Here is a 15,356-nt window from a genome sequence, read left to right on the forward strand (position 1 = left end):
CCCGAGGACGTATCCGTGACCGCAGCCGCCGTACCGGCCGCCTCGCCCGCTTCGACGGGCGAGCAGTCCGGCGTACGCCTGGCCCGGTCCCGGCGTAACGCCGAGCTGTCCCTGCTCCTGCTCGCCATGGTGCTCGTGGCGGCGTACGCGGCGATGGTCGAGGCGAAGGCGCTGGACACGATCACGTCCGACTTCTGGATCCCGGCCGCCGCGCTGGGGCTGGTCTTCCTCGGCCTGCACCTGGTGATCCGCTGGCTGGCGCCGTACGCCGATCCGGCGCTGCTGCCGGCGGTGGCCCTGCTCAACGGCATCGGCGTGGGCTTCCTGCGCCGGTACGACCTGGCCAAGGCCGCGCCCGCGGAGCGGGAGGACCTGGCCATCTTCGCCGGCACCGGTGGCCGGCAGCTCGCCTGGACGCTGGCCGCCGTGGTGCTGGCCGCCGGGCTGCTGGCGATCCTGCGCGACCACCGGTCGCTGTCCCGGTACGCGTACACGCTGGGCCTGGCCGGCATCGTGCTGGTGATGATCCCGGCGGTGCTGCCCAGCCGCTTCTCCGAGATCAACGGCGCCAAGCTGTGGATCAAGTTCGGCGGGTTCTCCATCCAGCCGGGCGAGTTCGCCAAGCTGGCCCTGCTCACGTTCTTCGCCTACTACCTGGTGCGCAAGCGTGAGGTGCTCTCGCTCGCCAGCCGGCGGGTGCTCGGCATCGACTTCCCGCGCGGGCGCGACCTCGGCCCGGTGCTGGTGGTGTGGCTGGTCAGCCTCCTGGTCCTGATCTTCGAGAAGGACCTGGGCACCTCGCTGCTCTACTTCGGCATGTTCGTGGTGACGCTCTACATCGCCACCGAGCGGGTCAGCTGGCTGCTCATCGGTCTGATCCTGTTCTTCGGCGGCGCCTATCTGGCGTACGTGCTGGGCAGCACCGTGGGCGGCCCGTTCGCGAACTTCTACGACCGGGCGCAGATCTGGCTCGACCCGTTCGCCGAGCCGTACGACCGGGGTTACCAGTTGGTGCAGGGCCTGCTCACGCTCGGTACCGGCGGTCTGTTCGGGGCGGGTCCGGGTGGCGGTCAGCCGACGCTGCTGCCCGAGGTGCAGACCGACTTCATCTTCGCCGGCATCGGTGAGGAGATCGGCCTGTTCGGTCTCTCCGCGCTGCTGGTGATCTACCTGCTGATCGTGGAGCGGGGCCTGCGCGCCGCGCTGGCGGTGCGGGACTCGTTCGGCAAGCTGCTCGCCGGTGGCCTGGCGTTCACGCTGGGCCTGCAGGTCTTCGTCATCGTCGGCGGCATCAGCAAGCTCATCCCGCTGACCGGCCAGACCACCCCGTTCCTGTCCGCCGGTGGCTCCTCGCTGATGGCGAACTGGCTGCTGATCGCGGTGCTGCTGCGCGTCTCCGACGGTGCCCGCCGACCGGTGACCGGTGGTGGCGGCCCGGCGGCCCGGCCGTCCGGTGGTCCGCCCGAGCAGTTGCACGGCGCCCCGACGGAGGTGATCCGACCGTGAACGCCCCCCTGCGCCGCGTCGGCGTGGTCGTGATGGTCCTGTTCGGGCTCCTCTTCGCGAACCTGAACTGGATCCAGGCCTACAAGGCCGACGAATACCGCAACAGCGACTACAACGGCCGGGTCCAGGTCGCCGAGTACGACCGCAAGCGCGGCAACATCGAGGTCGGCGGCACCGCGTACGCGCTCAGCAAGGAGACCGGCGGTGAGCTGAAGTACCAGCGCACCTACCCGGGCGGCGAGATGTACGCGCACGTGCTCGGCTGGAAGCCGGTCAACGGCAGCGCGAGCGGTATCGAGCGGGTGGAGAACGACTTCCTCGCCGGCACCAGCGACGCGCTGATCGCCAACCGGATCAAGGACATGTTCACCGGTGACGAGACCGGTGGCGGGAACGTGGTGCTGACGCTGTCGAAGCGGGCCCAGGAGACGGCGTACAAGCAGCTGAACGACAACCAGGTGGGCGCGACGAAGGGCGCGGCGATCGCGATCGACCCGCGTACCGGCGCGGTGCAGGCGCTGGTCTCCATGCCGAGCTTCGACCCGAACCCGCTGGCCAGCCACAACAGCACCGAGGCGGACCGGGCGTACAACACGCTGGAGAAGGACAAGGATCGGCCGCTGGCGAACCGGGCGCTGTCCGAGACGCTGCCGCCCGGCTCCACCTTCAAGATCATCATGGCGGCGGCCGCGCTGGAGAACGGCGTCGGCCAGCAGACCCGCATCCCGGCCGGCTCCAGCTACACCGCGCCCGGCGCCGGGCAGCCGATCCGCAACGCCGCGCCGTCGATCTGCCCCGAGTCGCAGGTGACGCTGCGCGAGGCGGTCACCGAGTCCTGCAACACCGGCTTCGCCCAGCTCGGCGTACGGCTCGGCGCGGACAAGGTGAAGGAGAAGGCCAAGCAGTTCGGCTTCGAGCAGGACGACCTCACCGTCGGCCAGCTCGGCGAGGGTGGCCTGCCGGTGGCGGCCAGCCGCACCGGCGACATGCAGAACCCGGACGGCAGCACCGACCCGGCCGCGCTGGCCCAGTCGTCGATCGGCCAGAACAACGTGCGGATGACGCCGCTGCAGGGCGCGCTGATCGCTGCCGCGGTGGCGAACAAGGACGGCAAGCAGATGCGTCCGTACCTGGTCAAGCAGTTGCTCGGGCCGGACCGCACCACCGTCTACGACCCCGCCCAGCCGCGCGAGCTGCGCCGCCCGATCAGCGGCCAGGTCGCCGCCGACCTGCGCGACATGATGCAGAACGTGGTGAAGGAGGGCACCGGCCGCCGGGCCGCCATCGACGGCTACCTGGTGGGCGGCAAGACCGGTACCGCGCAGTCCGGCCCGAACACCCCGGACCACGGCTGGTTCATCGGCTTCGCCCTGGACAAGGACGGCACGCCGCTGTCCGCCGTCTGCGTCGAGCTGGAGCAGGCGGGCAACGGCGGCAGCGCCGAGGCGGCCCGCATCGCCGGCCGGATCATGGCGGCGGCCATCGCGGACTCCGGGAGGCGCTGACGTGCTGAGCCCGGGGGTGAAGCTCGGCAACCGCTACCGCCTCGACGAGCGGATCGCCAGCGGTGGCATGGGCGACGTGTGGCGCGGCACCGACCAGGTGCTGGGCCGTACCGTCGCGGTCAAGAGCCTGCTCCCCGCGCTGCTGGACGAGCCGGGCTTCGCCGAGCGGTTCCGGGGCGAGGCGCGGACCATGGCGACCATCAACCACCCGGGCGTGGTCGACGTCTACGACTTCGGCAGCGACCAGCACATCGCGTTCCTGGTGATGGAGTACGTCGAGGGCGACGCGCTGTCGGCCACGCTCAGCCGGGTCGGCCGGCTGACCCCGGCGCGGACCATGGCGCTGCTGGCCCAGGCCGCCGACGCGCTGCACGCCGCGCACGAGAAGGGCATCGTGCACCGTGACGTGAAGCCCGGCAACCTGCTGGTCCGGCCGAACGGCACGCTCGTGCTCACCGACTTCGGCATCGCCCGCTCCGAGCTGGTCGGCCAGCTCACCGCCGCCGGCTCGGTGCTCGGCACCGCCTCGTACATCTCGCCGGAGCAGGCGACCGGCGCGGTGGCCACGCCCGCCTCGGACGTCTACGCGCTCGGCGTGGTCGCGTACCAGTGCCTCGCCGGCCGGCGCCCCTTCGAGGGGGACAACCCGCTCGAAATCGCCATGAAGCACGTACGGGAGACGCCCCGGGCGCTTCCGGCCGACATCCCGCCGCAGGTCCGGGCCATCGTGGAGCGGGCCATGGCGAAGGACCCTTCCGCCCGCTGGCCCAGCGCCGCCGCGCTGGCGAGCATCGCCCGGCAGGCCAAGCTCGCGCTCTCCCAGGCGGCCCGCGCCGGACGGCCCATCTCGGCCGCGCCCGCCTCACCGGCCGCACCCGTCGCACGCGCTCAGGTGCCGACCGCTCCCCGGCCGCAGCCACCGGCCGCCGCCGCGCATCCGCAGCCCCGTCCGCCGGTCTCCCCGGCCCGTCCGCCCGTTTCGCCGGCCCGCCCGCCGGTGACGCAGCGCCCGGCCGTGATCGCCCACCCGGCCCCGATGCCCCGCCCGCCGGTGGCGCCGCGTGGAGCGGCACCCGTACCGCAGCGGCCCGTGCCCCAGCACAACCCCATGCCGTACGCGCGCCCGGCCGCCCCGCCCCCGCCCCGGCGCTCCCGGTCCGGGCTCTGGACGACGGCGATCGTGGTGGCCGTACTGGTCATCCTCTGCTCGGGCGTGATTTCGTTCCTGTACCGGAAATACGGTGCTACCGCATCCGCTCCGGCGAGTGTGAGCGTGACCTCCGGCGCGGTGCGGCCGCACGGAGGCGACTATCCGGTCCGCACGTCGTACCGTCGTGAGGTACGCCTCCTGCCGGCCGACGGCGGTACGACGACGAGCGAAGGACGAGACACGCGATGACAGCGCAGGCCCGCCTGCTCGGTGGCAGGTATCAGGTCGGCGAGCTGCTGGGCTACGGCGGCATGGCCGAGGTGCACCGCGGCCGCGACCTCCGGCTCGGGCGGGATGTCGCGATCAAGATGCTCCGTGCCGACCTGGCCCGGGATGCCACCTTCCAGATGCGGTTCCGCCGCGAGGCCCAGAACGCCGCCTCGCTGAACCACCCGGCCATCGTCGCCGTCTACGACACCGGTGAGGAAACCGGCCCGACGGGCGAAACCCTGCCGTTCATCGTGATGGAGTTCGTGAACGGCAGGACGCTCAAGGAGGTCCTCGGCGTCGAGGGGCGGCTCCAGCCGCGCCGGGCGCTGGAGATCTGCGCCGACATGTGCGCGGCGCTGGAGTTCAGCCACCGGCACGGGATCATCCACCGGGACATCAAGCCCGGCAACGTGATGCTCACCCAGACCGGCCAGGTCAAGGTGATGGACTTCGGCATCGCCCGGGCGCTGGCCAGCGGCGCCACCACGATGACGCAGACCAGCGCGGTCATCGGCACCGCGCAATACCTCTCTCCCGAGCAGGCGCGCGGCGAGGCGGTCGACGCCCGCTCCGACGTCTACGCGGCCGGCTGCGTGCTGTTCGAGCTGCTCTGCGGCCACCCGCCGTTCGTCGGCGACAGCCCGGTCAGCGTCGCGTACCAGCACGTGCGGGAGCAGCCGCCGACGCCGAGCACGATCAACCCGGACGTCAACCCGGCGGTCGACGCCATCGTGCTCAAGGCGCTGTCGAAGAACCCGCTCAACCGCTACCAGAGCGCCGGTGAGATGCGGGCGGACCTGCTCCGCGCCGCTGCCGGCCGGCCGGTGCTGGCCACCCCGGTGATGCCGGCCGAGGAGACCATGCCGATGGGCGCCGCCGCGGGCGGCTACCAGCAGGCGCAGCAGACCCAGATGATGGGCCCGCAGACCCGCCCGCAGCCGGTGGCGCGGGTCGGCGATCCGGGCAAGCGAAAGAGCTCGTCCTGGGTCATCGCGGCGTTCGCCGCGCTCGGCGTGCTCGCGGTGATCGCGCTGGGGACAGCGCTCTGGCTCAACCAGGCCGGCAACGAGAAGGTGTCGGTGCCCCAGCTGGTGGGCCGGTCGGCGGACGACGCGAAGGCCGCGCTCACCCAGGCCGGGCTGCGGTACGGCACAGGCGATCCGGTGCAGAACACCACCTGCGAGAAGGGCTCGGTGGTCGAGCAGAGCCCGACGTTCGGCCAGCGGGTGGACAAGGACACCGAGGTCACCGTCAAGGTCTGCACCGGTCCGGGCCAGGTGACCGTCCCCACCGGGCTGAAGGGCAGTACCTACAACGCCGCGAAGGACCGACTGACGGAACTTGAGCTGGTTCCGGTTCGCGAGGATGTCAACGACAGCGCGCCGGAGGGTCAGGTCATCTCCGTCTCGCCCACCGAGGGCAGCTCGGTCGCCGAGGGCAGCAAGGTGACGCTCAAGGTCTCCAAGGGCAACGTCGGCGAGGTGCCGACCGTCATCGGCTACACCGAGGAGCAGGCGACACAACAGCTCAAGGAGGCCGGCTACACGGTCCGGGTTCGGGAGGGCAACGAGGTCGACCCGTCCCAGGCGGGCAAGGTCAGCAAACAGTCGCCGGCCGGCAAGACGAAGCTGGCCAAGGGCGAGCGGGTGACCATCGAGGTCGACGTGCCGCGCGAGGACGAGGAGCCGACCAGCCCGACGCCGAGCGGCAGCCCCAGCACGACGCCGACCACGCCGGGCGGTGGCGGCGGCAACGGCGGCGGCAGTGGCTTCCCGTTCCCGACCATCGCGCCCAGCCGTACCGAACGCTGAGCATCACCTGACCGACGACGCGGCGGCGTCCCCGATCCCGGGGCCGCCGCCGCGCCCGTCCCAGCGCCCGCCCCTTCCCCGTCGATCATGAACTTGACGGCGACAAATCGGGCGTCGAACGCCGTCAACTTCATGATCGTCGGGGCGGGCGGGCGGGCGGGCGGGCGGGCGGGGGGAGGAGCGGGCGGGCGGGTCAGGCTGCGGCGAAGGCGGCCCGGCGGCGGGCGTCGACCTCGGCGGCCAGCTCCGGGGCACGCTCCAGCGCTTCCGGGAAGCCGCAGGCGGCCAGCCAGTTCGCCAGCATGAGGTGACCGCCCTCGGTCAGCACCGACTCCGGGTGGAACTGCACGCCCTCGATCGGCAGCGTCCGGTGCCGCATCGCCATCACCACGCCGGAGCCGGTCCGGCCGGTGACCTCCAGCTCGTCCGGCAGCGTCTCGGGCAGTACGGCGAGCGAGTGGTAACGGGTGGCGGTGAACGGGTCGGGCAGGCCGACGAGCACGCCCACGCCGTCGTGGCGTACCTCGGAGGTCTTGCCGTGCAGCAGTTCCGGCGCGCGCGCCACTGTGGCGCCGAACGCCTCGCCGATCGCCTGGTGACCGAGGCAGACGCCGAAGATCGGGAGCTTGCCGGCGTACTCGCGGATGACGTCCAGGCAGATGCCGGCCCGGTCCGGGCTGCCCGGACCGGGCGACAGCAGGATGCCGCCGGCGCCGGCGCGGCCCACCTCGGCGACGTCGATCTCGTCGTTGCGCCGTACGTCGCAGTCGGCCCCGAGCTGGCCGAGGTACTGCACGAGGTTGAAGACGAACGAGTCGTAGTTGTCGATCACCAGGACACGCATCGGGGTCACCTGTTCGGGGTGGGGGGCGGGGCGTTGTTCGTCTCGGTGCTGTACGGCAGTTCCTCGTCGCCGGGCAGCCCCGTCGGCTCGGTGAGCCCCCCGTCACCCGGTACGCCGGAGTCCTGGGTGACCTGCACGTCGTCGAAGGGCAGCAGCGGCTCGGCCCACGGGAACACCACGAACCAGAGCAGCGCGACGGTGGCGGTGGCCAGCAGCAGCGAGCCGATCAGCTTTCCGGGCAGCCCGAAGGGAAGTTTCCGCCAGATCCAGGAGTACACGGCTCACGTCTCCAGTTCGGCCGGGCGGCCCGCCGACTTGGCCTGGACGGTGTCCAGCCGGGCGTGGATGATCAGCCGCTGGTAGTTGTCGAACTTCGGGTTGCAGGTGGTGAGCGTGAGCAGCTTCTCGGTGGGCTTCTGGCCCGGCTTGCCCGGCACCGGTGCGACCACCTCCACCTGGGACGGCTTGACGATGCGCTGCTCGTAGACGCGGTAGACGAGCCAGTCGGTGCGGGTCTCGACCACTATGGCGTCGCCGGTCTTCAGCTCGTCCAGCCGCCAGAACGTGGAGCGGATCCGGTGGCCCGCCACGGCGAAGTTGCCCACCTCGCCGGGCATGGCGCTGTCCGGGTATCGGCCCGGGGCGTACCGGATGTCGTTGGGGGTGACCCCCTCGACCACCACCCAGTGCTTGTCGAACTTGGGGATGTAGAGGCCGGCGACCGGTTTTCCGTTGGCCGGCGGCTTCGGCTTCACGGTCGGCCCGGTGGTCGGGGCGACCGTCGGGTCCGCGCCCCACTCCTGGGCGAGCTGGCTGTTCAGGTCGCTCTGGTGGGCGTCGACGATGACCGCCTTGCCCCAGATCTCGTAGCCGGCGAAGAGGAGCACCACCAGGCCGAACGTGATGAGCAGTTCGCCGGCGCCGCGTACGACGGTGCGCAGCCGGGAGCCGGCGCTGGGGCGGGTCAGCTCGGAGTAGACGCTCCGGTAGCCCTCGCCGGTCTGCTCGGGCCGCAACTGCACCACCCGCTCGCCGCGCCGGGGGCGGGGCGGCTCGGCCGGTGGCTCGTCGCCGCTGTCCGCCGCGTCCGGCGCCGGAGGCACCGCGCCCATCAGCCCGGTGGCGTCCATCCGGGGGTCCGCGGGCGGCCGGGTGACGGCGGGCAGCACCGCCGTCGCTCCCGGGTCGGCCGGCGGGGTCCGGTCCGCGTCGGCCGGGCCGCCGAACCGGGGTACGCCGGGCGCACCGGCCGCCTGCCGTCCCTCGCCCCCCGGCGTACGTCCTCCGTTCTCCCACGGCTGCGGGCCGGTGTGCGGCGGCTGGGCCCCGCGCACACCGCGTTCCGGCGGGAGCGCGCCGCCGGCCGGGCGGGCGGGATTCTGGTGCGCCGCCGGTCCGTACGCGCCCGGCCGCATCTGCCGCTCACCCGTCCCGGGCGGGGCATCGCCGGGTCGCGTCCGGCGTTCACCCGCCGGGGGTGGGACGTCGCCCGGTCGCGTCGTGCGTTCGCCCGTCCGGGGCGGCACGTCGGCCGGCGTGGCGGGACGCATCCCGGGCCCGCGCTGGGGCGCGGCCGTGTGCTGCGGTGGACCGCCCGGCTGGCCGGTGCCGGGTCCGGCCGGCCCGGCGAAACGCGCCGGGCCGGGCCCGCCCGCGCCCGGACGGCCGGGCGATCGGTGCGCCGACTCGGGGATCCCGTCACCGGAAGGCTGGAACCCGGACTCGGGAACTCTGCCACCGGAGGGCTGGAACCCGGATTCGGGAATCCCGCCGGCGGAGGGGCGGAACCGCCTGTCGGCCTCGACGTGGTGCGGGCCGGCCGGCGGATGGGCCTGGTTGCCCGGCCAGGGCGGCGGAGCGGACCGTGGCGGGCCGGGCGGTGGCGGGGCGGCCGACGGTGGGGCGGTCCGTGGCGGGGCGCTCCGTGGTGGGGCGGGCGTCGGTGGGAACGGGCCCCGTCGCGCCGGAGAGGTGTGAGACGGTCCGGCGTCGGGCCAGGGCAGGTCGAGCGGGGGCGGCGACGCCGGGGCGGGGGCCGGGCGCTCGACCTTGGGGAGGAACGCGGTGGGCTCCTCCTGGCGGTCGTGGCCGCGGCGGTCCCGGGGGTCGCCGCCGCTCACCGGGGCACCGTCGCCGACTGCAACGCGGTGGAGTCCTCGAACGCCGGCACGGTGACTGTGGAGACGCGCTCGACGTAGCCGAGTTGGTAGTGCTCAGCCACTTCCTTGAACACCCGCACTCCCTCAGAGGCGGCGAGCGCCCGCTGGAGTTCCGCGGGGTCGCCGATTGCCACGATCTTGAAAGGAGGGGAGTACACCCGGCCGTGCAGCAGCAGGGTGTTACCGACGCAGCGTACCGCGCTGGTGCTGAGCACGCGGACGTTCATGATTGACATGGCCTCCGCGCCGCCGGCCCAGAGCGCGTTGACCACCGCCTGGACGTCGCCCTGGTGCACGACCAGGTCGTCGTTGCTGGCGCCCTTGGGCAGCGGCTGGTCGGGCCGGCGGTCGGCGTCGTTCAGCTCGACCGTCACGCCGCTGCCGGTGAGCGCGGTGAACCCGGCGGCCTGCCGGCTCGCGGCGGCCCGGTCCCGTTCGGTCTTGATCGGCCCGTCGGCGCCGGCCAGCGCGGCGGTCTGCTCCTCCACCTCGGTGCGGAGCCGGGCGGCCTTCGCCTCGCTCGCCGCCACCTGCTCCCGGCGGTCCTCGATCAGCTGGGTGAGCTGGGGCCGGCGGTCCTCGCGCAGCGGCGTGCCGCCCGCGGTGGTGGCGGTGGTGGTGAACAGCAGCCCGGCCGCGGCGGCGATCAGGGGTACGCCGATCGACCAGCCCGGGCGGCGCTGGCGGGCGCGCCGGGGCAGCAGGGCGGCTGCCGCGCGGCGGAGGACCTTCTGCCAGGAGGCGGCGCCGGACGTGTACTCCACCGGGCGTTCCCTTTCCCGTCGTCTCGTTCCGGCTCGCGCCGATGCGAACCGACCTGATCGACCCGGAAAGTCCGCTCTTTCCGGTTACTGAGTGCACCGGCCTGGCCCCATTCGTGGCCTGGACGGTCCGTCGGGACTACGCTAGCTGTCGAACATTATTGGCCATGGACCGTCGCCCTCGCGCCCGGTTGTCAGGCCGGACGAGGTCGTACCCCCCTCTGGAGAGCGTCGTGCCCAAGTCTCAGGTCCGCAAGAAGAAGGTGTACACCCCGCCCACGGACGTTCGTCCGACGGCGACGGCGTCGACGCGCAAGCCTAGCCCGGTCTGGCTGCCGGTCACGGCGGTCGCGCTGATCGTGGTCGGCATCGGCTGGCTGGTGCTCTACTACCTGTCCGAGCAGGCGTACCCGGTCGCCACCTGGGGTTACTGGAACCTCGCTGTCGGCTTCGGCGCGATGGTCTCCTCGCTGATCCTGCTCTCCCGCTGGCGCTGAGCCGGCCGCCCGTCGACCCGGCGTAGGTCACGCCACGCCGCCCCTGCCAGGCGCTTCGTCGCCGCTACACCTAAGGTGTGCGCAGGGCGGCGTGGCCTGGTGCGAGAAGACTCACGTTACTGCTGGGTAACCTTGCGCGTAGGCTGCACGGACAAGCAGCAGACCGGGAGGCCAACTCGATGGGCAGCGTCCAGATCGTCACCACGATCCTCGCGGCCGCCATCACCGCTGTCGCGGTGTGGCTTGCGGTGCGCGCGGTCATGAAGATGACCGCCGTCATCCGGCTCGGTCAGCCCGCGCCGGAGCGCTTCGGCGACAAGGGCGCGCGTACCAAGAAGATGCTGGTGGAGACCGCAGGTCACACCCGCATGCTGAAGTGGAGCGTGGTCGGCGCCGCCCACTGGTTCGTGATGGTCGGCTTCATCGTGCTGTCGCTGCTGGTGCTGGAGGCCTACTTCGAGGTGGTCTCGACCGGCGGCGGGCTGCCGATCATCGGGCACTGGACGATCTTCGGCCTGGTCACCGAGTGGATCGGCATCCTCGGCCTGGTCGGCATCCTGGTACTGATGGCGATCCGCCTGCGCAACCGGCCGGGCCGCGCGGAGAACCGCTCCCGGTTCACCGGTTCGAGCATGTGGCAGGGCTACTTCGTCGAGTGGGTCGTCCTGCTGGTCCTGATCTTCGGGTTCGTGATCCGGGGCTTCAAGGTCGCCACCGACCACTTCGAGTACCCGGTCTGGGCCGCCCCGCTCAGCCACGCGATCGGCTCGGTCCTCCCGAACTGGGAGGCCGGCGTCAGCGTCGCCGCGCTCATCAAGATCTGCATCTCGATGACCTGGCTCATCGTGATCTCGCTGAACGTCACCATGGGCGTGGCCTGGCACCGCTTCCTGGCCTTCCCGAACATCTTCTTCAAGCGCGACCCGGAGAAGCCGGCCGGCTCGGGCCTCGGCCCGCTGCGCCCGATGACCAGCGAGGGCAAGCCGCTGGACTTCGAGGAGGCCGACCCGGAGAAGGACCAGTTCGGCGTCGCCCAGGTCGAGCAGTTCAGCTGGAAGGGCCTGCTCGACTTCAGCACCTGCACCGAGTGCGGCCGCTGCCAGTCGCAGTGCCCGGCCTGGAACACCGGCAAGCCGCTGTCGCCGAAGCTGCTGGTGCTGAGCCTGCGCGACCACGCGTACGCGAAGGCGCCCTACCTGCTGGCCGGCGGCGGCAAGGACCTGACCGGCGAGGAGAAGGCCACCGAGGCGCAGCTCGCCCACATGGACGTGCTGGCCCTGGCCGAGGCCGAGCGGCCGCTGATCGGCACCGCCGAGGAGGGCGGCGTCATCGACCCGGACGTGCTCTGGTCCTGCACCACCTGTGGCGCGTGCGTCGAGCAGTGCCCGGTGGACATCGAGCACGTGGACCACATCGTCGACATGCGCCGCTACCAGGTGCTGATCGAGTCGAGCTTCCCGTCCGAGGCCGGCGTCATGCTGCGCAACCTGGAGAACAAGGGCAACCCGTGGGGCGCCCCGCAGAACACCCGCGAGGACTGGACCAAGGGCCTCGGGTTCGAGGTGCCGCGGGTCGGCGAGGTCGACGACTTCGAGTACCTGTTCTGGGTCGGCTGCGCCGGCGCGTTCGAGGACCGGGCCAAGAAGACCACCCGTGCGGTCGCCACGCTGCTCAACGAGGCGGGCGTCTCCTTCGCCATCCTCGGCGAGGGCGAGACCTGCTCCGGTGACCCGGCCCGCCGCATCGGCAACGAGTTCGTCTTCCAGATGCTCGCCCAGCAGAACGTCGAGACGCTGAACGAGGCGTTCGAGGGCCGGGAGAAGAGCAAGCGCAAGATCGTCGCCACCTGCCCGCACTGCTTCAACACGCTCGGCAACGAGTACGGCCAGCTCGGCGGCGAGTTCGAGGTCGTGCACCACACCCAGTTGCTGGCCCACCTGGTCAGCGCCGGCAAGCTCACCCCGGTGCAGCCGGTGGACGGCGGCGTCACCTACCACGACCCGTGCTACCTGGGCCGCCACAACCGGATCTTCGCCGCGCCGCGTGAGGTGCTCGGCGATTCGATCCAGGGCGAGCTGACCGAGATGCCGCGTAACAGCGAGCGCTCCTTCTGCTGCGGCGCCGGCGGCGCCCGGATGTGGATGGAGGAGAAGATCGGCAAGCGGATCAACGTGGACCGGGTCGAGGAGGCCATGTCCACCGGGGCGAAGACCATCGCGGTCGGCTGCCCGTTCTGCTCGACGATGCTGAACGACGGCGTGAACGGCAAGGGCGCGGGCGAGCAGGTCGAGGTGGTCGACGTGGCCAGCGTGCTGCTGCGCTCGGTCAAGCCGGAGGCCCCGGCCGGCGAGCCGGAGGTCGCGCCGAGCGCGAGCTGAGGCGTACCCCGGCAGAAGCCGGACCACGACGGCGGCGGCACCCGTGCGGTGCCGCCGCCGTCGCGCGCCACGGGGGCCCACCGTCGGCGCTCGCGTGCCACAATCACGCCCATCGACGGCCTTCTTCTTCTGACGCTGTTGCCCCTGGTCGGTTTCGTGCTGCTGACCGCCGGCAACGCCTTCTTCGTCGCGGCCGAGTTCGCCCTCGTCACCGTGGACCGGGCGGAGATCGACAGGCGGGCCGGCGAGGGCGACGGCCGGGCCGCCACGGTACGCCGCGCGCTGCGCGAACTGTCCTTCCAGCTCTCCGGCGCGCAACTCGGCATCACCCTCACCGCGCTGCTCACCGGCTACCTCGCCGAACCCGCGCTGGCCCGGATCTTCGCCCCGCTGCTGCATCCGCTCGGCGGCGCGGAACGCTTCTCCGGCCTGCTCGCGCTGGCCCTCGCCACGCTCATCTCGATGCTCTTCGGCGAGCTGGTGCCGAAGAACCTGGCGCTGGCCCGCCCGATGCCGGCGGCGCTCGCCACCGCCGCGCCGATGCGCGCGTTCTCCCGCATGTTCGGCTGGCTGATCCGGCTGCTGAACGAATCAGCCAACCGGCTGGTGCGCCGCCTCGGCGTGGAGCCGCAGGAGGAGCTGGCCAGCGCCCGCTCCCCGGAGGAGCTGGGCCTGCTCGCCGCCATCTCGGCGCGGGCCGGCGCGCTGCCGCCGGACACCGCGATGCTGCTGCGGCGCACGATCCGCTTCGGTGACAAGCGGGCCGCCGAGGCGATGACGCCCCGGGTGGACGTGACAGCGCTGCGCGCCACCGCGTCCGTCGCCGACCTGCTGGACCTCTCCCGGCAGACCGGCCGGACCCGGTTCCCGGTCTACGAGGAGACGCTCGACCTGGTCACCGGCGTCGCCGGGGTGCCCGACGCGCTGGGGGTGCCGCTGGCCCGCCGGGCCGTCACTTCGGTGGCCGCGGTGGCCCGGGAACCGGTGTACGTGCCGGAGAGCCTCAACCTGAACGGGGTGCTGGCCGCGCTGAAGGCCGCCGGGGCGGACCTGGCGATCGTGGTGGACGAGTACGGGGGCACCGACGGCGTGGTGACGGTGGAGGACCTGGTCGAGGAACTGGTCGGGGAGATCGCCGACGAGTTCGACCCGGACGCGGTCGACGACGCCGGGCCGGTGGAGCTCACCGTGCCGGGCGGCGAGCGGACCGTCCTGGCCGACGGCGTGCTGCGCGCCGACGAACTGGTCGAGCAGACCGGGTTCCGGCTGCCCGACGGGCCGTACGAGACGCTGGGCGGCTTCCTGATGGCGCGGCTGGGCCACATCCCGGTGCCGGGCGAGACGGTCGACGAGGCCGGGTACGAGTTCACGGTGGTGGAGGTCGACCGGCACCGGATCGAGCAGGTGCGGGTGGTGCGCCCCGAGGAGCCCGACGACGGTGCCTGAACTACTCGTGGCGGTGGTGTTGCTGCTCGGCAACGCGTTCTTCGTGGGCAGCGAGTTCGCGCTGATCGCCTCCCGCCGTACGGTGATCGAACCGCTTGCGGCGACGTCGAAGCGGGCCCGGTGGGCGCTGGCCGCGATGAACCAGATTCCGCTGATGATCGCCGGAGCGCAGCTCGGCATCACCGTCTGTTCCCTCGGCCTCGGCGCGATCGCCGAGCCGGCGCTGGCCCACCTGCTGGAGGGGCCGTTCGCCGCGCTGGGGATGCCCGCCTCGGCGGTGCACCCGGTGACCTTCGTCATCGCGCTGGCGGTGGTGGTGTTCCTGCACACGGTGGTCGGCGAGATGGTGCCGAAGAACATCACGCTGGCCGGTCCGGAGCCTTCGGCGCTCTGGCTCGGCCCGGCCATGCTGGCGTTCTGCCTGGTCACCAAGCCGCTGCTGCTGGCGATGAAGTGGGCGTCCCGGCAGGTCCTGCGGTGGTGGCGGGTGGAGGCGACAGACGCGGTGAAAACCGTGTTCACCGCCGAGGAACTGGCCGGGCTGGTCTCGCAGGCGCGTACCGAGGGGTTGCTGGACGCCGAGGAGCACGCCCGGATCACCGGCGCGCTGGCCCTGCACAGCCGTACGGCGGCGGACGCGCTGCAACAGTGGTCCACTGTCACCACAGTGGCCGAGGACGTCTCACCGGCGTCGCTGGAGGTGCTGGCGACCCGCACCGGCCGGTCCCGCTTCCCGGTGGTGCAGCGGTCCACCCGCCGGGTGCTCGGTTTCGTGCACGTGAAGGACGTGCTCGGGTACGCCGGCGCGAGTCGCCGGGCCCCCGTGCCGGCCGCTGTCTACCGGCCGCTGGCGGTGGTGCCGCCGGACCGTACGCTCGCCGACCTGCTGCTCGCGATGCGCCGCGAACGCCGCCACATGGTGCTGGTCAGCGACGGACGGCGGCCGATGGGCGTGGTGACGCTCGACGACGTATTGACAGCCATCGTCGGAAGATGAAATGAATACCCTTGGTGTGCAATCGATTGCGG

At 72.3% G+C, this 15,356-nt stretch carries 12 protein-coding genes; 8 read left to right on the forward strand and 4 right to left on the reverse strand.

What is annotated here, in order from left to right:
• Positions 1-15: 15 nt before the first annotated feature.
• From HA073_RS16880 to pknB, 4 genes are read left to right on the forward strand one after another with little or no spacing between them, the layout of a single operon-like run.
• Positions 16-1,506, forward strand: coding sequence for an FtsW/RodA/SpoVE family cell cycle protein (locus tag HA073_RS16880; RefSeq protein WP_043327622.1), 1,491 nt, complete (start codon positions 16-18; stop codon positions 1,504-1,506).
• Positions 1,503-3,011 carry a penicillin-binding protein 2 gene (locus HA073_RS16885; protein ID WP_043327621.1) on the forward strand — a complete coding sequence of 503 codons (1,509 nt, stop codon included), beginning with the start codon at positions 1,503-1,505 and terminating at the stop codon, positions 3,009-3,011. The genes HA073_RS16880 and HA073_RS16885 overlap by 4 nt, the downstream gene beginning before the upstream one ends.
• Before the next feature lies 1 nt (position 3,012).
• Entirely contained in the window at positions 3,013-4,410 is a 1,398-nt protein-coding gene (locus HA073_RS16890; protein WP_043327620.1) for a serine/threonine-protein kinase, read from the forward strand.
• Positions 4,407-6,242 (forward strand): Stk1 family PASTA domain-containing Ser/Thr kinase, encoded by a 1,836-nt coding sequence (gene pknB / locus HA073_RS16895; RefSeq protein ID WP_113972300.1) that lies wholly within the window; start codon positions 4,407-4,409, stop codon positions 6,240-6,242. The genes HA073_RS16890 and pknB overlap by 4 nt, the downstream gene beginning before the upstream one ends.
• A gap of 193 nt (positions 6,243-6,435) precedes the next feature.
• Here the strand turns inward: pknB and HA073_RS16900 are convergent, their stop codons facing one another.
• The 4 genes from HA073_RS16900 to HA073_RS16915 form a co-directional block, all read right to left on the reverse strand.
• Positions 6,436-7,086, reverse strand: coding sequence for an aminodeoxychorismate/anthranilate synthase component II (locus tag HA073_RS16900; protein ID WP_166456829.1), 651 nt, complete (start codon positions 7,084-7,086; stop codon positions 6,436-6,438).
• A 5-nt stretch (positions 7,087-7,091) separates the two neighbouring features.
• The gene (locus HA073_RS16905) at positions 7,092-7,364 is read right to left on the reverse strand and encodes a hypothetical protein (protein WP_030500496.1); all 273 of its coding nucleotides are present in this window, start codon (positions 7,362-7,364) and stop codon (positions 7,092-7,094) included.
• Positions 7,365-7,367: 3 nt separating this feature from the next.
• Entirely contained in the window at positions 7,368-8,501 is a 1,134-nt protein-coding gene (locus HA073_RS31260; protein ID WP_231915605.1) for a class E sortase, read from the reverse strand.
• A 701-nt stretch (positions 8,502-9,202) separates the two neighbouring features.
• Complete coding sequence (locus HA073_RS16915; protein ID WP_043327617.1) at positions 9,203-10,009, reverse strand: DUF881 domain-containing protein; 807 nt, start codon at positions 10,007-10,009, stop codon at positions 9,203-9,205.
• Positions 10,010-10,239: 230 nt separating this feature from the next.
• Between HA073_RS16915 and HA073_RS16920 the strand changes: the two genes are divergently transcribed.
• The 4 genes from HA073_RS16920 (at position 10,240) to HA073_RS16935 (ending at position 15,324) form a co-directional block, all read left to right on the forward strand.
• Positions 10,240-10,503: a cell division protein CrgA gene (locus HA073_RS16920; protein ID WP_043327616.1), complete on the forward strand. Its 264-nt coding sequence runs from the start codon at positions 10,240-10,242 to the stop codon at positions 10,501-10,503.
• A gap of 179 nt (positions 10,504-10,682) precedes the next feature.
• A complete protein-coding gene (locus tag HA073_RS16925) occupies positions 10,683-12,881 on the forward strand; it encodes a (Fe-S)-binding protein (RefSeq protein ID WP_166456831.1) in 2,199 nt (732 codons plus the stop codon).
• 138 nt (positions 12,882-13,019) lie between these two features.
• Positions 13,020-14,327, forward strand: a complete 1,308-nt coding sequence (locus HA073_RS16930) for a hemolysin family protein (RefSeq protein WP_043327614.1) — start codon at positions 13,020-13,022, stop codon at positions 14,325-14,327.
• Entirely contained in the window at positions 14,320-15,324 is a 1,005-nt protein-coding gene (locus HA073_RS16935; protein WP_064447992.1) for a hemolysin family protein, read from the forward strand. The genes HA073_RS16930 and HA073_RS16935 overlap by 8 nt, the downstream gene beginning before the upstream one ends.
• Positions 15,325-15,356 lie beyond the last annotated feature (32 nt).

It is taken from the genome of Micromonospora sp. CMU55-4, from assembly GCF_011602315.1.
GTDB lineage: Bacteria > Actinomycetota > Actinomycetes > Mycobacteriales > Micromonosporaceae > Micromonospora > Micromonospora chalcea.

Coding starts and splice junctions, on each gene's coding strand:
- pknB (WP_113972300.1), top strand. CDS start 4,407: ATGACAGCGCAGGCCCGCCTGCTCGGTGGCAGGTATCAGGTCGGCGAG.
- HA073_RS31260 (WP_231915605.1), bottom strand. CDS start 8,501: ATGCGGCCGGGCGCGTACGGACCGGCGGCGCACCAGAATCCCGCCCGC.
- HA073_RS16925 (WP_166456831.1), top strand. CDS start 10,683: ATGGGCAGCGTCCAGATCGTCACCACGATCCTCGCGGCCGCCATCACC.
- HA073_RS16900 (WP_166456829.1), bottom strand. CDS start 7,086: ATGCGTGTCCTGGTGATCGACAACTACGACTCGTTCGTCTTCAACCTC.